This is a genomic window from Dehalogenimonas sp. THU2, assembly GCF_039749495.1.
In the GTDB taxonomy this organism is placed as follows: Bacteria; Chloroflexota; Dehalococcoidia; order Dehalococcoidales; family Dehalococcoidaceae; genus Dehalogenimonas.
In genome coordinates this window covers 1-22,073 of the sequence record NZ_JBDLLU010000009.1, presented here as the reverse complement: position 1 = coordinate 22,073, position 22,073 = coordinate 1, and the positions used below count along the sequence as shown (strand labels likewise).

The window sequence follows — 22,073 nt, the reverse complement described above, 5'->3', positions numbered from 1 at the left end:
GATATCTCGTTGCGTGTTCGCATTTTCGACGCCGTTTCCGGGGAAGATCGAAAACAAGGCCTTTCGAACCACTATGGCAATCCACGGATCACAACTCATAAACGCTGGCGTAGGGGCAGAATTCAATTCTGCCCTGGGGAGGGGCTGTTCGTTTCATTCGTTTTCGCTATGCACACGAATCCACCAGCCCGATCCGGCATTGAAGGCTGATGACTGAAAGTTTGACCGGGATAATTGTTTCCATTGTTTTCCCCGCCAAGAACAATCCGGCGTCCGGACCTGCACGACGCCGGTCTTGGGGTATATCGCCGGGCGCTCTGGGATTATCTCCCGAAAATGTCACCGGAGCGGAAACAACCTCGCCCATCAAGCGCATCTTAAAAACTGATGACTGACGACTGATACCTGACAATTGACGATGGAATTGCTTCACTTGAATTATTTGTTTCTGCCAAATAACCTCACGTTTGAGCCGCTGGATCCCAATCGTGAAAAATCGGGATTGTTTCCTGAAAAATGGTCTGTGAAAAAACAATTTCCCTTACGTGGCACCGTTCCGGGTAGCCGGAAAGCTGATGGCTGACAGCTGGATAAGTGGCAGTGACGCGGTATAATATGAAGAAAGCAGTATGGACGAAAAAGTGAAACCGGCTCCAGCTAATTATCGCATAAGGATAACCCGCAACGGACCATATATCGTCAACGGCGGGCCGCCGCTTTCGGAGCAGGTGATCTGCCGCGATCCGGACGGTGAGTGCCACGGCTGGCGCGAGGGCAAGGTTTACCAGACGCCGGAGACCTACGCCCTGTGCCGCTGTGGCGGCTCCAAAAATAAGCCCTTCTGCGACGGTTCCCATTTCACCAACGGCTTTGACGGCACGGAGACAGCCAGCCGGGAGACTTTCGCGGCGCAGTCTCAGGAGCTCGTCGGTCCGGAGCTTACTCTCGCCGAGTTGCCGGCGTTGTGCGCCCATGCCCGTTTCTGCCAGCGCGCCGGGGATACCTGGCATCTGGTGGAACGGTCGGATGACCCGGCGGCCCGGCAGACAGCCATCGAAGAAGCGGGGGAGTGTCCCTCAGGCCGGATCGTCCTGTACGACAAGGCGGGCAACGTCATCGAGCCGGACCTGCCGCCATCCATCGGCCTCATCGAAGGCGTTCCCGACGGGTTTTCCGGCCCCATCTGGGTACGCGGCGGCATCCCCATAGAATCGGAAGACGGGTTTGTCTATGAGACGAGGAACCGGGTAACGTTGTGCCGCTGCGGCCATTCCAAAAACAAGCCCTTCTGCGACGGCACTCATGTTGAGATAAAATTCAATTCAGCCGAGCCAGTGTAGGGTGGGTGTAGCGTAGCGAAACCCACCAGGCGCTGCAGGGGCGAGAACCGGTCTCGCCCACCCCGGTCATTCCCCCGCCCGCCGCTTGAGATCATACAGTTTCTCCAACGCCTCCCGCGGCGTCATCGCGTCGATGTCCAGCTTCAACAGTTCGCCGGTCACCGGGGACGGCGGCGGCTGGAACAGGGACAATTGCGGCGCCGGGGCGGATCTTCTGCCGCCGGTAGTAATCGACCTGTCCCTGGTCGATTCCAGTTCCAGCAGCACTTCGCTGGCGCGCTTGATGACCGGTTTCGGCAGGCCGGCCAGCTTGGCTACGTGGATGCCGTAGCTCTTATCGACGCCACCCGGCAGGATGCGGTGCAGGAAGACCACCTCTCCTTTGTCCTCGGACACCGCCACGTTGCAGTTGCGGACACCGGAGAGGGTTTCGGCCATGGCCACCATCTCGTGATAATGGGTAGCGAACAGCGTCCGGGCGCCCAGGTGGTCATGGATATATTCCACCACGGCTCGGGCGATAGCCAGGCCGTCATAGGTGGAGGTGCCGCGGCCGATCTCATCGAGGATGAGCAGGCTCTTCGACGTGGCGTTGACCAGGATGTTGGCCGTCTCCACCATCTCCACCATGAAAGTGGATTTGCCCGTCGCCAGGTCCTCATGCGCCCCGATGCGGGTGAAGATGCGGTCGCACAGGCCGATCCGGGCGGCGGTGGCGGGGACGAAGGCGCCGATCTGGGCCATCAGTACGATGAGCGCCGTTTGTTTGAGATAGGTCGATTTTCCGGCCATGTTGGGGCCGGTCAGGATGACGATCCGGCCTTCGTCCTTCGATAGCGTGTTGTCGTTGGCGATGAACCGGCCCAGCGAAAGGCTGTCTTCCACCACCGGGTGACGTCCGGCGGTGACCAACAAGTCGGCGCTGTCATCGATGAGCGGTTTGACATAATTATTATCCGCGGCCACCGAGGCGAAGGCGGTCAGCGTGTCCAGCCGGGCTACGGCGTCGGCTATAGCCAGCAGGGCTTCGGCCGATTCGGCTATCTGCCCCAGCACCCGCCGGTAGAGCCCGGTTTCCATTTCCGCCAGGCGCTCGCGGGAGGACAGGATTGCAGACTCGTATTCCTTGAGTTCCAGGGTGATGTAGCGTTCGGCGTTGGCCAGGGTCTGTTTGCGGATGAAGCGCTCCGGCACTTGTCCCAGGTTGGCGGCGGACACCTCCAGATAGTACCCGAAGACCTGGTTGTAGCCCACCTTGAGATTCTTGATGCCGGTGGTCGCGCGTTCCTCGGCTTCCAGTTTGGCGATATAGCTTTTAGCGCCGGTGGCCATGTCCCGGAGCTGGTCCAGTTCGGCGGAAAAGCCAGCGCGGATGACGCCGCCTTCGCCTACCGCCGTCGCCGGGTCGTATTCGATGGCGTTCTCGATCAAAGCGACGATGTCGGCGCGGTCTTTGAGGTCTGATTTGAGCCCGGCCACCGAAGCGTCGTTCAGCGCGCGTCCCAGCTCCGGCACCGCCTCCAGCGACCGCTTGAGGGCGATGATCTCCCGCGGCAGGGCGGTGAAGGAACGGACGCGGTTGGCCAGCCGTTCCAGGTCGGCGAAGGATTTCAGCCAGCGTTCAATCTCCGAGCGCACGAGGCTATTACGGAACAACCAGTCCACGGCGTCCTGCCGCTCAGATATGGCCGCCGTGCTCAAAAGCGGTTGTCCCAGCCAGCGCCGCAGCAGCCGGGCGCCCATGGGGGTGCGGGTGACGTCGAGGACGCCCAGAACAGAACCGGCCACGGCGCGGGTGGTGGCGTTCTGAAAGATCTCCAGGTTGGCGACGGTGCTTTCATCCAGCGCCATATAGTCGCCGACGGAATAGGTGGTCAGGTGGCTGATACCAGCCACAGCCCCTTTATGGGTTTCTTTCAGATAGGCGATGATCGCTCCGGCGGCGGCGGTGGCCAGCGGCAGCCGCGCCACCCCGTAGCCCTCCAGCGTGGTTACCCCGAAATTATCTTTGAGCGTTCCGGCGGCGGATTCGGGTTCGAAATCTCGCTCGTCGATCGCCGTTACCGGCGCTTTGAACCTGGGTTGGTAGCCGGAATCCCGGGGCAGGATGATCTCCGCCGGGCGCAGGCGTTCCAGTTCCGCTTCCAGGCGGGAAAGCGGCAGTTGAGCCGCGGCAAATTCTCCGGTTGTGATGTCGATAAAGGCGATGCCCGCTTCTTCAGCGCCCGGCGCCACCGCCGCCAGGTAGTTGTTGCGCTTACCGTCCAGCAACCCCGGCTCGACGACCGTGCCCGGCGTTATCAGCCTGACCACCTCACGCTCCATCAGGCCTTTGCCGTCGCCTCCGGGGCGGGTCGTCTGCTCGCAAATAGCCACCTTGTGGCCCCGGCCGATCAGTCGGGCTAGGTAGTTATCGACCGCGTGGTAGGGGATTCCGGCCATGGGCACCTTCACCCCTTTACCCATCTCTCGGCCGGTGAGCACGATCTCCAGTTCCCTGGCGGTGATCTCGGCGTCTCCGTCGAAGGTCTCGTAAAAATCGCCCAGCCGGAAGAAGACGATGGCTTCCGGGTAGTGCTTCTTTATGCTGAGGTACTGGGCTCGCAGAGGGGTGAGGTTCTTATCGCTCATGCCGCATATTGTACCCGATGGCGTCTGCGGTGTCAGCTTGCGGTGCCGTACGATATCTCTGGCGGGATTTATCCCTTCTATCCGGCGATGCTACAATAGGGGCATGACTAACTTGAACCGGGGATATGAACTTTTGGTCCTGGACCTGGATGGAACGCTGGTGGATGCTCGCGGCCGTATCTCGGAGGCGGATAAGAGAGCCGTCGCTTCGGCACAGGCCAGGGGGGTTAAAGTGGCGCTTTCGACGGGGCGGGTCATCGACGCCTGCCGCGGTTTCATCGCTGAACTGGGGCTGGACGGCGTTCATATTTTCTTTGATGGGGCGCTGGTTTATGACCTGAGCCGCCGTGAGACCGTATATGTTCAGCCGGTCGATAATGAAACGCTCAAGTTCGCCGTCGCCTTCGCCCGGGAGAATGACATATACCTGGAACTGTACGCCATCGATCGCTACTTCGTAGAGGAGATCACCTGGGCTGACGCGGTGCACCGGGAGTTTTTCGGCTTAGAGAGCACCTTGGCCGACTTCGATGACATCATCGGCCGGGAGACGGTTATCAAGTGTGAATTGATGGTCCATAATGATGTGGAAGACGCTAAAGCCCGGCTGTTCATGGACCACTTTGATGGGCGCCTGCGCGGTTCCGATGCTCGCACCCCGGCTTATCCGGATATGAGATTCGTCAACGTAGTCGATCCCGGCGTTTCCAAAGGGGTCGCCCTCAAGAAACTGGCGGAACACTTCGGCATCGGTCTCGACCGGGTGATGGCCGTCGGCGATGGCACAAACGACCTGCCGCTGCTGGAGAAAGCGGGACTCAAGGTGGCCATGGGCAACGCCCGCGAAGAACTAAAAGCTGTTGCCGACCATATCACGAAAAGTGTCGATGAATCCGGTGTGGGCGCGGCCATCAAATGCTTCATACTGGATGCCTGATCGAGGAGCGGGCGTTCGAGTACAAAGTTAAGCCTTTTTGTTATACTCGACGCTTTCAATCGTGAGACGTACATATTCGAAATCTTCCCCGGGCGCGTTCCAGATGGCACTGCCTTCCGAGGGTATCAGGATGCCGCCGAATTCCCGGTAATTGCTGAAGGTGCCGGACCAGGGTGTTATCTTACCTGTGTCTGAGCGGAACCGGCCGGATGAGGTGAAGGAAGTGATCTCATCGTTGCCGTTGAAATGGAAGACGCCGGAAGCGGAAAGACCGCCGTCTGTGATCGTAGCCTTGGCGGATGAGTCATCGACGGCTTCCCACCGGATGCTATCATGAAGAAACGCCGTTGGCAGCCATGGCAGTTCGGATAGGTATCTTAGGATTGAAGCGTGGTCCATCTCCTTGCCGGTAACATCGAACAGCGGCAGCGCGGACAGGACGTGGATGAGCATGTTGCCTTTGCCCTTCTGGCAGCAGTCGCGGGTGGTAAGCCAGGCCGGACCAAGCTTCATTTTGGCGTTCCAGATGAAGCCGGTCGGCTCCACCGTATAATACTGATTGGCACTCAGGTTGATCCAGCGGTTATTAAAACGTATCTTTCCGCTTTGCTTCAGGTGCGCGGTGCTGATGTATGGAGTGCCTTCCTTGACAACTTTTTTAAGGTACCGCTGTACGGGAGGGGGCAACCGGGTCACGTCGGTCTGGCGGAAGGTTTTGTCGATCGGTTGCGCATCGGACAGCAGTTCATCGACTTCTTTCCGCCGCGCCGTTGTCCAGTCTTTTACCCGCCGCGTCAGCCAGACTGCGATCAGAATCCCCAGGATGAGATCGATGGCGAAGAATAACAACCACCAGTTCATTGCACACTCCTTGGCTTGTCGAGGATTATAAGCTCTCTTTGATTAACCGGGCAAGCTGTCCCGTGATCCCCTTTATCTTGGAAAGTTCCTCAAACGAGGCTGCCCTGACGCCGGCCACTGAGCCGAATTGTTTGATAAGCGTCTTCCGCCGCGCCGGACCGATGCCGGGTATAGTGTCCAGTGTGGAGCCGACCGCCGTTTTCTGCCGCATGTTGGTGTGATAACCCAGGGCGAACCGGTGGGCTTCGTCGCGGACCCGTTGCAGCAGGCGGCGGGCTGGAGAGCGCTCTTCGAGGGTTATCGGCTTGGATTGACCCGGCAGGAAGATCTCTTCCCGCTCCTTCGCCAGACCGATGATCGGCACATCATCGGTATTCCTTTCCTTGAGAGCCTCGACCGCCGCCGAGAGCTGACCTTTGCCGCCATCAATCAGTATGAGATCAGGAAGGGTTCCCCATTTACCATCGGTTTCCTCGGTGGCGCGGGTGAATCGCCGGCCGATCACCTCTTTCATCATAGCGAAGTCGTCGGCGCCGGGAACCGTCTTTATTCGGAAACGGCGATAATGCCGGGAGTCCGGTTTACCATCGTTGAACACCACCATGCTGCCTACGGCTAACTGCCCCTGGATATTGGAAATATCGTACCCTTCGATGCGTTCCGGCGGCCGATCGAGCTTCAACACCACCGCCAGTTCTTCGAGAGCGGCACGGGCGTCGTCGGCCCCTGTGAGCAAGCGTTTCAACTTATACTGTTCCAGGCCTTTCCGGGCATTCTCGGCCACGGTTTGCATCAGTTCCATACGCGGTCCGCGCTGGGGTACCGTCAATTTTACCCGGGTACCCCGGCGAGAGGACAGCCAGTCTTCCAGCACCTTCTGGTCACCGGGCAGGTTTTCGAGGAGGATAAGCGGCGGCAGATGAGCCGCACCGCTGTAGAACTGGCCGAGAAAACTTGATACTACCTCAGACGCCGGCTGATCCTTAGTCCCTTTTAGCAGGAAATGTTCCCGACCGATGAGTTTGCCCCCGCGGATGAAAAAGACCATTACGTAACTCTCGTCACCGTTCTGGGCGAAGGACACGGCGTCCAACTCACCCTTGACCCGGGTGGCGACACGCTGTGCGGCGATGACTTCTTCAATGTCACGGATGCGATCCCGCAGTGAGGCGGCGCGTTCATAATCCATCTTATCCGCTGCCGCCGTCATTTGATTGTTCAGCTGCCGTACAACTTTTTCCTGGCGCCCTTCAAGGAAAAGTACGATCTGATCGATCGACTTTTGGTAGTCCTCGGCCACGACTTTACCGGTACAAGGCGCCGGGCAGCGGCCCATATCATATTCGAGGCAGGGGCGTTTTACGGTCTTCAGGTTTTTAGTGCAGGAGCGGAAAGGGAAGATACGCCGAATGAGTTCCACCACAGCATGAACGCTGCGCGAATCGGTAAACGGCCCGAAGTAGCGGCCCTCGCCTTCAATATATCGCCGGGTCACTTCCAGACGGGGCCATTCTCCGGGGGTGATACGGAGATACGGGTAGCTCTTGTCATCTTTGAGCATGATATTGTAGTGTGGCCGGTGACGCTTGATGAGGTTGAGTTCCAGGATAAGCGCTTCTTGTTCCGAGGCGGTGACAAAGTACTCCAGATCGCGTACTTCATCCACCAGGAGTCGCGTCTTTTCATCCAGCTTGCCAGTGCCACGAAAATAGGAGCGGACGCGGGCACGGAGTACCACCGCTTTTCCGACATAGATTATTTGTCCTCGTTCATCTTTCATCAGATAAACCCCGGGACTGAGTGGCAGTTGACGAACTTGTTCGTCGATAAATGGCGTAGTCACGTTGTTATTTTAACATAACGGTGAAATGGTGGATAAACTCAAAGCCGTTATCAACCCGCGACCGCGTCCGCTTTGACCATTTCTCTAGTTATGTTAGAATACATAACAATAAAGCAGAGCCGATAAAGAGGTGGCTTGAATGAAAACCGATATCGACAATTTTCTGAATTACCTGATAGTGGAGAAAGGTTTCTCTGCTAATACCAAGGAAGCCTACCACAACGACCTATGCCAATTGGCTGAATTCGGCAACAAGTGCATGAAGGGACGCGGCGATCAGGATTTGTGGGACAATTTTAACCGCCAGGATATGTTGGCCTATCTCCTGGATCTGAAGGAACGCAATTACGCCGTGACCACGGTGGTCAGGAAACTTGCCGCCGCCAAGAGTTTCTTCGGTTTTATGATCGAAGAGAAAAGAGTCAGACAGAATCCCACCGATAACATTGAGTCTCCCAAAGTCGGCAAACCGCTGCCTGACGCCATCACGGTGACCCAGGTTAAGATGCTTATTGAACAACCGACCAAGGCCGGCGGCCCTGAATCCAAACGCGACAGGGCCATGCTGGAGTTGCTCTATGCCAGCGGCATGCGGGTCAGCGAACTTATAGGATTGAACGTCCAGGATGTGGACTGCGATGAGGGCCAGGTGCGCTGCTTCGGCAAGGGCAGCAAGGAACGCATCGTGCCCATTTATCCCCAGGCGGCGAAGATCGTCGGGGAGTACGTGAACGAGGTGCGCCACCGTTTACTGCGTGATGAAGCGGAGCACGCGCTGTTTCTGAACCGGCGCGGCGAACGTCTCACTCGCCAGGGATTGTGGCAGATACTCAAAGAATACGCCAAGGCCGCCGGATTGACCGTGGTGGTGACGCCTCACACCTTGCGCCACAGTTTTGCCACTCACATGCTGAACGGCGGCGCCGACCTGCGCTCGGTGCAGGAACTCCTGGGTCACGCCAACATCTCCACGACCCAGATTTATACTCATCTAACATCGGAGCATATCCGCCGAGCCTATGACAATGCCCATCCCCGCGCCCGAAAATAAAACTGAATACGAATAGGATTAACGCGATGGCTGATAAATACTCCTACAAACAGGGTAAGAAGAAGAAATCTCCAATCCGAATGACGGCTGAACCGGCGGCTCAAGCCGCCGCTCCTGCTCGCGCCGCAACCCCGGCTCCGGCGGCGCCCGCGGCTAAAGCGGCTCCGATCCCGGCCAAATCCGCCGCGGCCCCCCGCGCCGAGAAACAGCCAACGTATTCACTCGATCTTGGGTCCGAACTTAAGAGAGTCGGCATGATCGGCGGGTCTTTGCTGGTGGTGCTGGTAGCGGCGTCGCTACTGTTTTAGCCAACGGCCTGGAATCTAATCGGCGATTAGTGGGGGATGTACCGGCGTAATTACCTCATGAAAAATGTTACCTTTTACCCTGATCAGATGGTAAACTGGTATTAACGAACTTCAAATGAGGCGATGATGGACGCGATTCAGGCAATCAAGACCCGCCGCAGCCATCGGCAGTATCGCAACGAGGCCGTCACAGAAGAACAGATCAACGCCGTATTGGAAGCCGCGCGATGGGCGCCTTCCTGGGCTAACAGCCAGTCCTGGCACTTCGTCGTGGTGACCGATAAAGCCATAAAATCCAAGATCGCCGAGTCTCTTTCCGGCAACCGTTCCGCCCAGGCGGTACAGCAGGCACCGGTGCTCATTATCGCCTGCGCCGAGCCCGGCAAGTCAGGTTGCTACGACGGCGCGCCGGTGACGGATAAAGGCCTTTCCTGGTATATGTACGACGTAGCGCTGGCCATGCAAAACCTCACGCTGGCTGCCCACTCATTAGGACTCGGCACCGTCCACCTGGGACGTTTCGATGCCGCGACCGTTGGTGCTATCATCAATCTGCCGCCCAATATGGTGACGGTTTCAATGACGCCGCTGGGTTATCCACCAGAGAACGCGCTTCCGGTGGCGCCGCCGCGCAAGGCCATCGAAGAGTTGGTCTCATATAACGTCTTCGGGACTCCGCTAGCGTGAATTTTCGAGTCTGGCTTTATATAGCTGCCGGATTATTCGCTGCCGGATTACTGCTCGGTACAGTGCTGCCCGCCGATGCCGTGGCGGAGGAACTCACAGTATTCGACAATCTGGCCGAAGAAGTGTCTTCGATGTCCGGCATAGAAATATTCTTCTTTATCCTGATCCGGAACGTCACCGCTTTTCTAACCGCATTCTTTTTCAGCCCGCTGCTGTTACTGGTGCCAATCGGATCGTTGTTGTTGAATGGTGCCTTCATCACGATAGTCAGCCGCCTGGTGCTGGAGGAACGATCGATAGGCTTCCTGATAGCCGGCATCATGCCACATGGCATTATCGAGATACCTGCATTCATTTTTGCTCTGGCCGCCTCGCTCAGTTTTGGCTTCGCCGTTCTGCGGGGTCTTTTCAAGAGCGGATACCGCGATCGAGTTGCCCCGGAACTGAAGGCTAATCTGCGGCGACTGGGCTTAGCCTTGTTGCTGCTCATACCCGCGGCATTGATCGAGAGTTTCATCACCCCGGTTTTCATCGGCTTTTTTAATTAAGACTTCTTTGGTGAATATTGGCAGGATTCCGGGTTCGGTTATTTAATACCTAGCCTTTTGTCGCGGATCTCCTCTGACTTGCCCCATCCGCATCCGCTGGCTATAATAGCCGACAATGACTAAATAACAGGGCAGGTGATACATGGAGAACTATGGCATAGCCAGTATCCGAAACGTGGCGCTCCTGTCGCACAGCGGCGCCGGTAAAACCACCCTGGCCGAGGCGATGCTTTTTAGCGCCGGAGCCATCAGCCGGATGGGTAAAGTCGATGACGGCACGACCACCTCGGATTATGACCCCGATGAAGTGAAGCGAAAGATTAGTATAAATCTTTCGCTTCTGCCTTTTAAGTGGCAAAATACCAAGATCAATCTCCTTGACGCGCCAGGATACGCCGACTTTGCCGGTGAAGCCAGGGTAGCGGTCAAGGCGGCGGAATCAGCCGCTATCGTAGTCGCTGCGTCCTCAGGCGTCGAAGTTGGTACCGAAAATGCCTGGGACATCGCTGAAGAAGCCAAATTGCCACGATGCATCGTGGTTAACAAGATGGATCGTGAAAGCGTCAATTTTAATTCGGTTGTCGCTGGTATCCAGTCCAAATTCGGTCACAAATGCATCCCTTTGGTCGTACCAATTGGTGCGTCCAAGGATTTCAACGGCGTTATAAACGTGCTCACGACGAAAGCCTTTACCGGAAGTCATCCGGCGCAGGAAGCCGCTATTCCAGGTAACCTCGCAGCCGCTGTTAAAGATTACCATGATAAACTGGTGGAGTCGATCGCGGAACAAGACGACAAGTTGATCGAGGAATTCCTCGGCGGCGAGGAATTAACTGAAGAAGAACTAACGGAAGGATTGAAAAAGGCGATCATCTCCGGGGAGATTGTACCGATCATCGCCGTAGCGGCGCTCAACAACACCGGTATCGACTCCCTTCTTGAATTTATCGTCAGTTTCCTGCCGTCACCTGAACATCGCGAAGTGGCGCTCAAAGAAGGCGGCACAGTCAAAACTGGTGAGGGTGATGGTCTGGCGGCTCTGGTGTTCAAGACGACCGCTGACCCTTATGTCGGCAAACTGACTTACTTCAAAGTGTTCCGGGGTACGATAGCGGCCAATTCCCATGTGTGGAACAGTGTAAAGAAAGCTGACGAGCGTGTGGGGCAATTGTACGTGATGCGCGGGAAGACCCAGGACCCCGTGCAACAGATCGGTGCCGGCGACATCGGCGCGGTCGCTAAATTATCGGTCACCGGTACCAACGATACGCTCACCACCCAGGAATCGCCGGTAGTTATCGAGCCTATCGCCTTTCCGTCTCCGACCTATTCGGTGGCGGTCCATCCCAAGTCTAAGGCCGATGTCGATAAGTTGGGACATGCGGTAGCTAAACTCCTGGAAGAAGATCCGACGCTCGAAAGCCACCGTGATGCCGATACCGCTGAAACCGTCGTATCTGGCTTGGGAGACACCCAGATAGACGTAATGGCGGAGAAAATGGCCCGGAAATACTCCGTGGCGGTGGAACTCAAACCACCACGGGTGCCTTATAAGGAAACGGTTACCGGTTCAGCCAAAGCCGAATACAAACACAAAAAGCAGACCGGCGGCCACGGCCAATACGGACATGTGGTGCTAGAGGTTGAAGCTTTGCCCTCCGGCAGCGGCGTCGAGTTTGTGGATAAGGTGGTTGGCGGTTCGGTGCCTCGGAACTATATCCCGGCGGTGGAAAAAGGCATCAAAGAAGCTGTGCAGGAAGGCGGCTCCCTGGGGTTCCCCATTGTCGACGTACGCGCTATTTTATGCGACGGCAGCTTCCATCCGGTGGATTCCTCAGAGATCTGCTTCAAAATCGCCGGCGCGGGCGCGCTCAAAAAGGGCATGGAGTCGGCGGGGCCGATTCTCCTCGAACCCGTCGTATCGCTGCATATTACGGTACCTTCCAGCGTGGTCGGCGATGTTATCGGCGATCTGAATACCAAGCGCGCCCAAGTGCAGGGCATCAACCCGGAAGGCGACCTCAGTATGATCGACGCGAAAGCGCCCTTGGCAGAGGTGCAGCGCTATGCGATCGACCTTAAGAGCCTGACGCATGGCCGAGGCTATTTTAAGATGGTTTTCGATCATTATCAGCAGGTGCCTTCCCACCTAACACAGAAACTGGTGGCCGAACGTGCCGCGGAAACGGCGGCGACTCAGAGCAACCATTAAGACACGCATTGTTACTGGGGCGTCAAACAAAGGGAGGGTTTTTACCCTCCCTTTTCTATTGGCCGGGGCAATTACCTTTAGCTGTATGAATGGCGGTGGCTTTCATACTAGCAAAGACGTGTTTACCGATAACCAGCCCCAGATCGGTGGCCGCCTGTTGGGTGACGACTGCCATCAACGGCAAGCCACCGCAGTCTAATTCAAGCCGGACTAGCGGACTGACCAGGCTTAGGCGGGTGATGGTGCCCGGCAAACGGTTACGGGCGCTGGTTCTATCATCGGTAATTGAGATGATGATATCTTCCGGCCGAATGAAAAGATCAACGGTATCTTCGATGTTGAAATATCCGACAGCCTGAATAATATGTCCGTTTACGGCAGCGGTGAATAGCCCGTTATCTGATCCGGTGACAGTGCCGTTCCAGATATTCTCCACGCCAATAAATTCCGCTACGGCGCGACAAGCCGGAGACATGAATATTTCTGATGGCTTGCCTAGTTGCAGTAATTCCCCGGCTACCAGTACCCCGATGCGATCAGCCAGCCGCTGTCCCTGAGCCAGGTCATGTGTTGTCATCACTACGGTCAGGTTGCGCGCTTGAATTACACTGGAAATCAGCTCCTCAACCATAGTGGTGGCTAGGGGATCAAGGTTAGCAGTCGGTTCATCCAGAAATATTATTTCCGGGTGGGTTACAAGTGCCCGCGCCAGAGCGACGCGCTGGGTTTCGCCACCGGAAAGAGTTTTGGCATGACGGCCGGCATAGCTGTCCATCTTCACCAGCGCCAGGGCATCGGTTACCCGTTCTTCAATGAAGGTATTTTTCATTCCTCGCCAGCGCAACGGCTGAGCCACGTTCTCAAAGACGCTGGTGGAGAACACCAGCGGTTTCTGGTGGACAAAGGCCATACGCCGGCGCAAAGGCAAACGATCAGTTTTGTTACTCACGGTTTGGTTGAACAGTGTGATACTACCGGATGAAGGCGATTCCAGCAGATCCAGAAGGCGGATCAGTGTACTCTTACCCGCTCCGGAAGGGCCGATGACGGCTAAAGTTTCTCCCATTGAAATGTCTAGAATAACGTTTTTCAAGACTTCAGTCTGGTTGTATCGTCGGGATAAATTGTGGGTCTGCAGAATAGACATGGACTATTCTTCCACTCTTTTGATCATATGAATTTCTCGTTGCTGAAGCCAGCCAAGCCCGAAATTGATGATAAGGGCAATCGCCAACAGAATTATACCTAAGGCAATAGACAGTTCAATATCGCCACGTCCGGTTTCCAGAGAGATGGCAGTGGTTAATACACGTGTGTATCCGCTGATGTTACCGCCGATCATCAACGCCAAACCAACTTCGGAAATGGCGCGGCCGAACCCCAGGATAAAGGCGGTAAATATAGCAAACCGGGCCTCTTTGATCATCATCACACCCATCTGCCAGCGACTGGCTCCCAGCGCTACGGCCGTTTCCTTGGCCTGGCGGTCAATACCGGAATGAGCGGAGATTACCAAGCCAAGCATTAGCGGAGTTACCAGTAATGCCTGACCGATAATCATGATGGTGGGAGTGAACAACAGACCGAATTCACCCAGCGGCCCGGCGCGGGAAAACAGCATAAAGACCAGCAGGCCGACGAGAACTGTCGGCAGGCTGAACAGGGTATTGATGAAACTGATGAGAGCCCTTTTTCCACGGAAAGTGGAGTGAAAGATAAGGGCTCCCAAGGGTAACGCAATGGATGCCGCAACTACGCTGGCGGTCGCTGATATGCTCAGCGACCGCCAGGAAATCTCGAAAACTTCAGAGTCAAGCGATATGATCAGCTCAACAGCCTTTTGCAAGCCTTGCCAAATTGCGTCCAATTTATCCTAACTTGTCGGTTCTACGCCATAGGTTGGGTTGAATAGTGGGGCGCCATAATCTTTAACGCCGTACTGTCCAATGATATCCTGTATTTCCTTAGACATCAACCACTCAGCCATGATCTTGGCTGCCTCAGCGTTACGAACGCCGGGGACATTCGCCGGGTTAACCGGAATGGCCGCATACACGTTTAAGAGGATGGCCCCCTGGTCAACGGCTATGGTCAAGCCGGTATCGGCTTTGTACGCCAGGAAGGTGCCGATATCAGCTATAGTATAAGCTCCGAACTCTTTGGCTTTGAGGAGTGTTGCACCCATGCCGCCTGAGGCGTCAATGTACCATGAGCCAGAAGTACGAACTGTCTCGTAGTTAAAGCCGGCAGCCGCCCAGATAGCCTTTTCTTTGGCGTGAGTACCGGAATTGTCACCACGGGAAACAAATTTAGCTGTACCGGAGTCAGCCAGTTTTTTGAAAGCCGCTTCCGGAGATAACCCTTTCAATCCTAAAGGATCATTAGCCGGGCCAACAATGACAAAATAGTTGCTGGCAAAAACATAACGCTGAGTGCCGAAACCACCGGCGATGAAAGCTTCTTCCTGTGACTTTGAATGTACAACAACGATATCCACGTCTCCGCGTTTACCAAATTCCAACGCTATACCGGTGCCGTTGGACATGACGTCAACTTCAACGCCATATTTTTTTTCAAACATGGGCTCCAGAAGCGCCCACAGGCCAGTATCATACAGACTGGTGGTGGTGGAGACCCTTAACCTGATGCTCGGGTCGAGAACACTCAGCCCTTCATCGTCCGTGGCAGTAGGGTCGGGGTTGGGGGTTTCGGTGCCGCAACCGATGGCGGCAAAAGAAATCAGCATCAGTGAGAACATCACCGCTGCCAGTTTTGACCAGAATTTTTTCATAACACACCCTTTATTCATTATATTTTCCCGATAAAAAAGCACCTCTTTTTTAAGGAGGTGCGCGGCCAGACAATGTCTCAGTCATGGCTTTTTCTCCTTTCCAAATCGCGGGAGGCGGCGCCGTTTTCAGCATCGCCCTTGGGGTGGTTTGCCCCACCCACCGGTCTTTTCACCATGGCCTTCGGAGAAGGATTTAGGTTCCAAGACTTCGGAGACAGATATTAAATTAGAGCTATGTTAACACAGGGTACTAGTACCGGTCAACCGATGTCACTTCCCGGTCATCTCCTTTACCTTGCCTATAAGCGCCGGCAGTACCTTCTTCCAGTCGCCGGTGACGCCGTACGCCGCCGCCTTGAAGATGTTGGCCTCGGCGTCTTTATTGATGGCGACTAGGGTCTTGGTGCCGGAAACACCGGACAGGTGCTGGCTTGAACCGGAAATGCCGACGGCAATATATAGTTCAGGGGCGATCACCTTACCGGTGATGCCGATCTGGCCGCTCTCCGGCCACCAGCCCTGGTCGCAAGGAGGGCGGGAGGCGCCGACACCTCCACCGAGCAGGTCGGCCAGTTCCTTAAGCTGGGTAAAACCTTCCGGCCCGCCTAATCCCCGGCCGCCGCCGACGACCACCTTGGCATCTTCCAGACGGGGGCCTTCTTCTTTGATCTTGATCTGTTCAAGGACGCGGATCGCTGTCGTCGAGTCAGCCGGCTGCAGTTCGATGATCTCGGCTTGGCGATTTTCATTGACGGTTGCCGGGGAAAACGCCTTGGGGCGGATGCTTGCGATTCCGGGTCCGGTCTCGATGATGAAATCAGCCAGGGCGTTGCCGCCGTAGACCGGGCGGGTGAATACGATCTCATCACCATCGGCGCGGACGGCAACGATGTCGGTTACCGCGGCGGTTTGGAGTCTGGCGGCGAGCAAAGGCGCCAGGTCCCGGCCCAGATCATTCTCCACCATCAGGATGAACCTGGGGTTTACATCACTGGCCAGCCGGGTGACGATGGTCGCTGCGGTGTCGTCCATGATGGCGCCGGCCTCGGCGGTGAAGACCTTGGTCGCGCCGAGGCTGCCGAGAATTGTGGCGGCGGATTGGACGTTGGAGCCGATGAGCAGTATGTCGATACCTTCGTTCGATCCGGTGTCGATGGCCTGAGCCGCGCCCATAAGCTCGGCGGCGGATGATGATGGTGTGCCGTCTTTGACTTCGATGATGATTAAGATACCTTTGTTGTGGTTCATGGGATTTCACCCTCTCACATTCGCTTCGCTCAGTGCGAGCCTTTAGTTCGAAAAAATTGAGAAATATTAAATCAGTTTCAGTTCGCGCAATTTTAGGGCGAGGTTGACGCCCTGTTCTTCCGGGGTATCCCCGGAAATAATCTCACATTTGGCTTCGCGTTGCGGTTGATACAGTTTCAGGAGTTTCACCCTGCGTCCTGCCTCACCTGTCGAGGTGATTTCAGTCCCGATATCCGCCGCTTTCCAAACCGCCGGTTCCTTCTTTTTGGCGGCCAGCACGCCCCTGATGTTGGGCAGGCGCAGCTTGCCGATCTCGCTCGCTACGGTGACGACCGCCGGGATTGGCGCTTCGACGACTTCGTAGCCATCGGAGGTTACTCTTTCGATGCGGAGCCTGCCGCCGGCTGAATCGATTTTGCGAGCGCGGCTGACCACGGGCAGGTCCAGCGCACCGGTGACCAGCAAGCCGACCTGGCCGGCGTCCCAGTCAGCGGCCTGACGGCCGGTAAGGATGACATCGAACTGCCCGATCTTCTTCACGGCCAGGGTCAGGGCGTGAGCGGTGCCGGCACTGTCGCTGCCCTCGAAGACGGAGTCATCGACGAGGATGAGTTCGTCGGCGCCGAGGGCCAGTGCTTTCTTGAGGAGTTCCTTGTTGAGACCGCTGCCCAGGCTTACTGCCTTGATGGTGCTGCCGGGGTTGGCGTCTTTGAGCTTAAGAGCGGCCTCTAGGGCATGCTCTGAATAAGGGTCGATGACCGGGGCCACTCCGGATGGCGGCACCACCTTATTGGCAGCGGCGTCGATCTTGAAACTGGCCGGCGGTATCTCAGGGTCGGGGATCTGTTTAATGAGAACTATGATGTTCAAGGTTGTCTCCTCGATGATATTGAACGCTTGCTCAACGACTTGATTAATTTAGCACCGGGGCGGGGGTACGGTCAAATCAGTTCGGTGACCGAGAGACGATCGAGCGGTATCAAATCGCGGTGGATTACGGTACGGCTCCCGGGCAAGTACTTGTCGATGATCGTTTGTACCGCGGTTGTCTGGCCGGTGCCAAATTCAAGCAGCAGCCAGCCGGGTTTGTTCGGCCGCCCGGCGACCTGGCTTACCAGGCGGCGGATGATGTCCAGACCGTCGGGGCCGCCGTCGAGTGCCAGTTGCGGCTCGAAGCGGTTGCCCTGCGCCTCGACAGCGGGAACGTAGGGCAGGTTAGCGCAGATGATATCGATCCGCCGGTCGCCAAGAGATTCCAGCAGGTCGCTTTCTACGAACTCAATGTTGCTACACCCATGAAAGGCGGCGTTGCGGCGGGTGAGATCAAGGACACCGGAAGAAATATCGACGGCGATAACCGTCGATCCCGGCAGGTGCTTGGACAGCGTCACTGCCACGGCGCCCGATCCGCAGCCGATATCGGCAATGACCGGGCTTGAGTACCCCTTGGCGATATCGAGGGCTCTTTCGACCATAAGCTCGGTTTCAGGCCGGGGAATGAGCACGTCGGGAGAGACGGTGAAATCAAGGCCGTAAAACTCGATATGACCGGTTAGATATTGTAAAGGTTCGCCGTTTTTCAGCCGTTCGATGAGATCGAAGTACTCTTCGGCGGCAGCGGTGTCGATGATCTGATCGAGCCTGGAATACAGTCCGGCTCGCGAAAGCCCAGTGACGTGGCGCAATAGGGCTTCAACCTCGATGGCGGCGGCCGGACCGGATACTCGGGCTCCAGCTTCTCTCAAAATGTCGCCGAGGGTCATAGGCCGGATGATTGCAGCAGGCGGGCCTGTTCATCTGTGGCCAGAGCGTCGATAATGTCGTCCAGGTTGCCTTCAAGAATCTTGGGCAGGTTGTGAACGGACAAGCCAATGCGGTGGTCGGTCAGGCGGTCCTGAGGGAAGTTGTAGGTACGAATCTTCTCCGAACGTTCCGCGGTGCCGACCTGGGAACGCCGGGCGTCTATCATCTCATTGTCCGCCTTGGCTTGTTCCATGGCCAGCAGGCGGGAGCGCAACAGGGCCATGGCCTTCTGCCGGTTTTTAAGCTGGGAACGCTCTTCCTGGCAGGCGACGACGATGCCGCTGGCCAAATGGGTCATACGCACCGCGGTAGCCACCTTGTTGACGTTCTGGCCGCCGGCGCCGCCGGAATGATAGATGTCTATCCTAAGGTCTTCCGGTTTGATGTCGATTTCCACCTCCTCGGCCACCGGCAATACGGCCACGGTGGCGGTGGAGGTGTGGATGCGGCCGGCGGCCTCGGTTACCGGCACGCGCTGGACGCGATGGACGCCGCTCTCATATTTAAGGCGGTTGTAGACATCCTCGCCGTCGATCTCAACCACCGCTTCCTTGAAGGTGCCGTCGGCGGATTCCGTCAGGTCGATGACGTCCACTTTCCAGCCCTTGATCTCCGCGTAACGGGTGTACATGCGGAAGAGATCGGCGGCAAAAAGTTTGGCCTCGTCACCGCCGGTGCCGGCGCGGATCTCGATGATGATGTTGCGGTCAGCGTTGGGGTCCTTGGGCAGGAGAGCCAGTTTCAGCTCTTCGTAGAGGGATTCCTGCTGTTCCTTGAGGCTGCGGTATTCCTCCCGCGCCATGTCCAGCATCTCCTCGTCTCGCTCGGTATTCAGCAGATGCTCAGTATCCTCAAAGGCCCTGGCGACACGCTTGTAATTGCGGTACAAGTTGACCAGATCCTCCATGGAAGACCGCTCTTTAGCCAGCTTGGTGAGCGCGGCGATATCCGAGGCGATCGCCGGGTCGGCGATTGATTCCTCTATCTCTTGATAGTGTTTTTCGATATTTTCAAGCTGATTCAACATAAGCTCATATTATAGCATGGGGCGTGGGGCTTCTCATCTTGTGACCCTCCGGTGAATTTGTATAAAACGTAGTACTAAATATTATGTGATTTCGGTACTAATGGGGGATTACCCGATGTGGGATAAACCTGTAGACTGCATCGAGTAAATATATCCAAGTCGTGTTGACACGCACGACCGGAGAATCCAATATGAAAATTCTAAGAAAAGTGTTTATGGCTGCGCTTTCATTGGTGTTGCTGGTGCCGGCGGCGATTATATCCGCTGCTCCACCGGAAGTAAGTGAAGGTGCCGATACAATTCTGGTAGCCTTCCGTCCCGGTGCTTCGACTGCTGAAATTGCTGCGCTTAACCACAACAATAATGCCGTGGTTAAGGATTTGATTCCGGCGCTAAGAATCCAGGTGTTGTCATTCGCCCCCGGTAAAGCGGCTGGTATGCTTAAAGTGTATCAAAACAATCCGAATGTTATCTACGCGGAATTTGATGCTGCGGCGACAGCAGATGAGGTCTCTGATGATACCTATACGGCTCAGCAATGGGGATTGGCAAAAATTAACGCCGCCGAAGCCTGGGCGGTAAATACCGGATCCAATACAATTAAAATTGCCATACTGGACACCGGTATTGACCTGGATCATCCGGATTTGGCCGCTAAAATTGTGGCCAGCATTAATTATTCCACCAGTACCACCTCGGATGACGTGAAAGGGCACGGCACTCATGTGGCTGGTATTGCCGCGGCTATTCCGAATAACGGTTTGGGTGTCGCTGGTTTGGGCTACGCTACGTCTTTGATGAATGTTAAAGTGTTGGGCGATGACGGTACGGGCTCATATTCGGCTATTGCCAACGGTATCATCTGGGCGGCGGACAACGGCGCTGATGTGATTAATATGAGTCTCTCCGGTAGTGCAGCCTCAATAACGTTGGAGAATGCTGTTAATTACGCCTGGAACAATGGTGTTGTCGTGGTGTCCTCGGCCGGTAATAACGGTAATTCTACGCCGGTCTACCCGGCTTATTATGCTAATGCCTTTGCGGTGGCTTCTACTGATAGTACTGACAGTTTATCTGGTTTTTCTAACTTTGGAGACTGGGTAGATATAGCGGCTCCTGGATCCAGCATCATGGCCACCCTGATTAACGGCAGTTACGGGTACAAGAGCGGTTCGTCTATGGCCGCGCCATTCGTATCTGGTTTAGCTGCGCTAGTCGCATCCAGTGTCGCCGATAGCAATAGCAACGGGCGTTTGAACGATGAAATACGTGCCATAATTGAGGCCTCAGCCGACAATATCGGGGTCAACGGAATCGGCGCCGGACGCATAAATGCGGCTGCAGCTGTCACTTCATTTACTTTTACTCCGATACAGCCAGTTCCCGAGCTAACCCCGGAACCACCACCCGAACCGGCTCCTGAACTGGAAGTACCCGTTGTTACAAACATGTGGGTTAGCGATATCAGCTTTGTTGTCAACGGTAAAAATCTGGTTATCAGCGTCAAGGCGATAAATGAAGTTGGTCCAGTCACGGGTGCTGTCATTTGCTTCACCGTTAGTATGGGCAATAGCACCTGGCAATATAATGGTATTACGGATAACGTCGGTAGCTTGGCTGTTACCATCATTAAACCTGCTGCCGGAATTTATGTAGTAACGATTAATGAGATGAACCTTGAGAAGTATGAGTGGGATTATGCTAATGGGTTGGTGAAGGCTTCTTATGAAATAATATTCAGTTCTGTAGTTGGCAAACTGCCAAAAACCAAGTAACCGAAACAAAGGTTAAACCAGAAGGAGGGCTCGGAAGAGCCCTCCTTCTGGTTTACACCTACGAGTACATTAAGTACTCCGGGTGTTTTTACTCGTACCACTCGATGACTGCGTGCGCTGACACGTAGAGTGCATCACTCGCGTCAAAGGTACCTGACCAAGTCGCCGATAATCCGTCAGATTCTATTGACGGGCTGAATGGGAATTGGCCGGGTGAAGAGGTAGGAGTGCCTTTCTTGGTGATCGGCAATGGCGTGTCGCCAACCCACAGATGAGCTTCAATGATGGTGTATTCTTCATCTAATGAAGTGTCAATCTCGTAGGTGACTTCAACTGTATTGCCGACTCTGGTGACGGTGACCGTACCAACCAGAATACCTTTGCTGGTATCGTTTTGGCCGGCGGCTGCCCAGAGATCGAAAGTCCATTCCCCATCTCCGGTTCCGATGTCGTTGGTCCAGCCCCAGGCGGTAGATGAATTACCATCAACAGAACTGTTTTCTGTGCCGGGTCCTGCCCAGGCGGTCTCATCGTAGCGCTGTAGGCCGTAGTAGTGGGACGGATCAGTATCACTGACAGGAGCATCGTTGAACATGGTGGAAGCGGTGCCGATGTTAGCGTACTGACCAGCTACGGCGATACCTGAGGCTTCATAGGTCCAGGACTCACCAACGTTCAGCAAACCATCCCCATCGTCACCACTGACGTAGACCGGGATAACACCCTTATCATCGGTAACGGCGATGCCTGAAAGCGTTACATTACCGGTGTTGGTTACTACGTAAGTCCAGGTAACCGTTTCACCGGCGATGATTTCTGGGCCGGTCGGTAGGTCGGCGTCTTCACCATTGGTGGCTTTTTCGATGACCAGAGCCGGATTCTGAGGCAGTCTAGCGGTGTTGTCGTCGGTGTCAGTAGCATCCTCATCGGTATCGACGGTAGCGGTGTTATAGACGAAGCCGGCGTCAATATCGGCCTGAGTGATGGCATAACTGCCGGTGAAGGTAGTGG

Annotated in this window: 19 protein-coding genes, 1 pseudogene and 1 riboswitch; of the genes and pseudogenes, 9 read left to right on the top strand and 11 right to left on the bottom strand. The window is 55.7% G+C overall.

From position 1 onward, the window contains the following. Nucleotides 1–209 precede the first annotated feature (209 nt). Nucleotides 210–395 (top strand): hypothetical protein, encoded by a 186-nt coding sequence (locus ABFB09_RS05925; protein ID WP_347000582.1) that lies wholly within the window; start codon nt 210–212, stop codon nt 393–395. A gap of 234 nt (nt 396–629) precedes the next feature. After that, nucleotides 630–1,340, top strand: coding sequence for a CDGSH iron-sulfur domain-containing protein (locus tag ABFB09_RS05920; RefSeq protein ID WP_347000581.1), 711 nt, complete (start codon nt 630–632; stop codon nt 1,338–1,340). A 66-nt stretch (nt 1,341–1,406) separates the two neighbouring features. On the opposite strand, the gene mutS is transcribed toward ABFB09_RS05920, so the two are convergent. After that, a complete protein-coding gene (mutS, locus tag ABFB09_RS05915; protein WP_347000580.1) occupies nt 1,407–3,971 on the bottom strand; it encodes a DNA mismatch repair protein MutS in 2,565 nt (854 codons plus the stop codon). A gap of 103 nt (nt 3,972–4,074) precedes the next feature. On the opposite strand from mutS, the gene ABFB09_RS05910 reads away from it, so the two are divergent. Beyond that, nucleotides 4,075–4,908 (top strand): Cof-type HAD-IIB family hydrolase, encoded by an 834-nt coding sequence (locus ABFB09_RS05910; protein ID WP_347000579.1) that lies wholly within the window; start codon nt 4,075–4,077, stop codon nt 4,906–4,908. Between the two features lie 27 nt (nt 4,909–4,935). On the opposite strand, the gene ABFB09_RS05905 is transcribed toward ABFB09_RS05910, so the two are convergent. Together ABFB09_RS05905 and uvrC are read right to left on the bottom strand one after the other, a co-directional pair. Continuing rightward, nucleotides 4,936–5,769: a DUF6544 family protein gene (locus ABFB09_RS05905; protein WP_347000578.1), complete on the bottom strand. Its 834-nt coding sequence runs from the start codon at nt 5,767–5,769 to the stop codon at nt 4,936–4,938. Nucleotides 5,770–5,794: 25 nt separating this feature from the next. Next, entirely contained in the window at nt 5,795–7,612 is a 1,818-nt protein-coding gene (gene uvrC, locus ABFB09_RS05900) for an excinuclease ABC subunit UvrC (protein WP_347000577.1), read from the bottom strand. A 139-nt stretch (nt 7,613–7,751) separates the two neighbouring features. Between uvrC and xerD the strand changes: the two genes are divergently transcribed. From xerD to fusA, 5 genes are all read left to right on the top strand, one after another. Beyond that, nucleotides 7,752–8,663 carry a site-specific tyrosine recombinase XerD gene (xerD, locus tag ABFB09_RS05895; RefSeq protein WP_347000576.1) on the top strand — a complete coding sequence of 304 codons (912 nt, stop codon included), beginning with the start codon at nt 7,752–7,754 and terminating at the stop codon, nt 8,661–8,663. Nucleotides 8,664–8,689: 26 nt separating this feature from the next. After that, a complete protein-coding gene (locus ABFB09_RS05890; protein ID WP_347000575.1) occupies nt 8,690–8,971 on the top strand; it encodes a hypothetical protein in 282 nt (93 codons plus the stop codon). 123 nt (nt 8,972–9,094) lie between these two features. Continuing rightward, a complete protein-coding gene (locus tag ABFB09_RS05885; RefSeq protein WP_347000574.1) occupies nt 9,095–9,658 on the top strand; it encodes a nitroreductase family protein in 564 nt (187 codons plus the stop codon). Continuing rightward, nucleotides 9,655–10,206, top strand: a complete 552-nt coding sequence (locus ABFB09_RS05880) for a stage II sporulation protein M (RefSeq protein ID WP_347000573.1) — start codon at nt 9,655–9,657, stop codon at nt 10,204–10,206. The genes ABFB09_RS05885 and ABFB09_RS05880 overlap by 4 nt, the downstream gene beginning before the upstream one ends. 142 nt (nt 10,207–10,348) lie before the next feature. Beyond that, nucleotides 10,349–12,418, top strand: coding sequence for an elongation factor G (gene fusA / locus ABFB09_RS05875; protein WP_347000572.1), 2,070 nt, complete (start codon nt 10,349–10,351; stop codon nt 12,416–12,418). Nucleotides 12,419–12,473: 55 nt separating this feature from the next. On the opposite strand, the gene ABFB09_RS05870 is transcribed toward fusA, so the two are convergent. The 7 genes from ABFB09_RS05870 to prfA form a co-directional block, all read right to left on the bottom strand. After that, nucleotides 12,474–13,565: an ABC transporter ATP-binding protein gene (locus ABFB09_RS05870; RefSeq protein ID WP_347000571.1), complete on the bottom strand. Its 1,092-nt coding sequence runs from the start codon at nt 13,563–13,565 to the stop codon at nt 12,474–12,476. 3 nt (nt 13,566–13,568) lie between these two features. Then, on the bottom strand, nt 13,569–14,285 hold the full coding sequence (locus ABFB09_RS05865; RefSeq protein WP_347000570.1) for an ABC transporter permease: 717 nt from the start codon (nt 14,283–14,285) through the stop codon (nt 13,569–13,571). 6 nt (nt 14,286–14,291) lie between these two features. Then, complete coding sequence (locus ABFB09_RS05860) at nt 14,292–15,209, bottom strand: substrate-binding domain-containing protein (protein WP_347000569.1); 918 nt, start codon at nt 15,207–15,209, stop codon at nt 14,292–14,294. A gap of 77 nt (nt 15,210–15,286) precedes the next feature. Further along, nucleotides 15,287–15,435: riboswitch (molybdenum cofactor riboswitch) on the bottom strand. A 44-nt stretch (nt 15,436–15,479) separates the two neighbouring features. Further along, nucleotides 15,480–16,457 carry an electron transfer flavoprotein subunit alpha/FixB family protein gene (locus ABFB09_RS05855; RefSeq protein WP_347000568.1) on the bottom strand — a complete coding sequence of 326 codons (978 nt, stop codon included), beginning with the start codon at nt 16,455–16,457 and terminating at the stop codon, nt 15,480–15,482. Nucleotides 16,458–16,523: 66 nt separating this feature from the next. Beyond that, nucleotides 16,524–17,327 (bottom strand): electron transfer flavoprotein subunit beta/FixA family protein, encoded by an 804-nt coding sequence (locus tag ABFB09_RS05850; protein ID WP_347000567.1) that lies wholly within the window; start codon nt 17,325–17,327, stop codon nt 16,524–16,526. Nucleotides 17,328–17,398: 71 nt separating this feature from the next. Next, on the bottom strand, nt 17,399–18,202 hold the full coding sequence (gene prmC / locus ABFB09_RS05845) for a peptide chain release factor N(5)-glutamine methyltransferase (protein WP_347000566.1): 804 nt from the start codon (nt 18,200–18,202) through the stop codon (nt 17,399–17,401). A 14-nt stretch (nt 18,203–18,216) separates the two neighbouring features. Next, nucleotides 18,217–19,287: a peptide chain release factor 1 gene (prfA, locus tag ABFB09_RS05840; RefSeq protein ID WP_347000565.1), complete on the bottom strand. Its 1,071-nt coding sequence runs from the start codon at nt 19,285–19,287 to the stop codon at nt 18,217–18,219. Nucleotides 19,288–19,478: 191 nt separating this feature from the next. On the opposite strand from prfA, the gene ABFB09_RS05835 reads away from it, so the two are divergent. Beyond that, complete coding sequence (locus ABFB09_RS05835; RefSeq protein WP_347000564.1) at nt 19,479–21,062, top strand: S8 family peptidase; 1,584 nt, start codon at nt 19,479–19,481, stop codon at nt 21,060–21,062. An 88-nt stretch (nt 21,063–21,150) separates the two neighbouring features. On the opposite strand, the pseudogene ABFB09_RS05830 reads toward ABFB09_RS05835, so the two are convergent. Next, nucleotides 21,151–22,073, bottom strand: a pseudogene (locus ABFB09_RS05830) (hypothetical protein); the annotation flags it as partial.

Excerpts from the sequence above, each read along its gene's own strand:
- ABFB09_RS05925 (WP_347000582.1), top strand. The coding sequence starts at position 210 with ATGACTGAAAGTTTGACCGGGATAATTGTTTCCATTGTTTTCCCCGCC.
- ABFB09_RS05920 (WP_347000581.1), top strand. The coding sequence starts at position 630 with ATGGACGAAAAAGTGAAACCGGCTCCAGCTAATTATCGCATAAGGATA.
- mutS (WP_347000580.1), bottom strand. The coding sequence starts at position 3,971 with ATGAGCGATAAGAACCTCACCCCTCTGCGAGCCCAGTACCTCAGCATA.
- ABFB09_RS05910 (WP_347000579.1), top strand. The coding sequence starts at position 4,075 with ATGACTAACTTGAACCGGGGATATGAACTTTTGGTCCTGGACCTGGAT.
- ABFB09_RS05905 (WP_347000578.1), bottom strand. The coding sequence starts at position 5,769 with ATGAACTGGTGGTTGTTATTCTTCGCCATCGATCTCATCCTGGGGATT.
- xerD (WP_347000576.1), top strand. The coding sequence starts at position 7,752 with ATGAAAACCGATATCGACAATTTTCTGAATTACCTGATAGTGGAGAAA.
- ABFB09_RS05890 (WP_347000575.1), top strand. The coding sequence starts at position 8,690 with ATGGCTGATAAATACTCCTACAAACAGGGTAAGAAGAAGAAATCTCCA.
- ABFB09_RS05885 (WP_347000574.1), top strand. The coding sequence starts at position 9,095 with ATGATGGACGCGATTCAGGCAATCAAGACCCGCCGCAGCCATCGGCAG.
- fusA (WP_347000572.1), top strand. The coding sequence starts at position 10,349 with ATGGAGAACTATGGCATAGCCAGTATCCGAAACGTGGCGCTCCTGTCG.
- ABFB09_RS05870 (WP_347000571.1), bottom strand. The coding sequence starts at position 13,565 with ATGTCTATTCTGCAGACCCACAATTTATCCCGACGATACAACCAGACT.
- ABFB09_RS05860 (WP_347000569.1), bottom strand. The coding sequence starts at position 15,209 with ATGAAAAAATTCTGGTCAAAACTGGCAGCGGTGATGTTCTCACTGATG.
- ABFB09_RS05855 (WP_347000568.1), bottom strand. The coding sequence starts at position 16,457 with ATGAACCACAACAAAGGTATCTTAATCATCATCGAAGTCAAAGACGGC.
- prfA (WP_347000565.1), bottom strand. The coding sequence starts at position 19,287 with ATGTTGAATCAGCTTGAAAATATCGAAAAACACTATCAAGAGATAGAG.
- ABFB09_RS05835 (WP_347000564.1), top strand. The coding sequence starts at position 19,479 with ATGAAAATTCTAAGAAAAGTGTTTATGGCTGCGCTTTCATTGGTGTTG.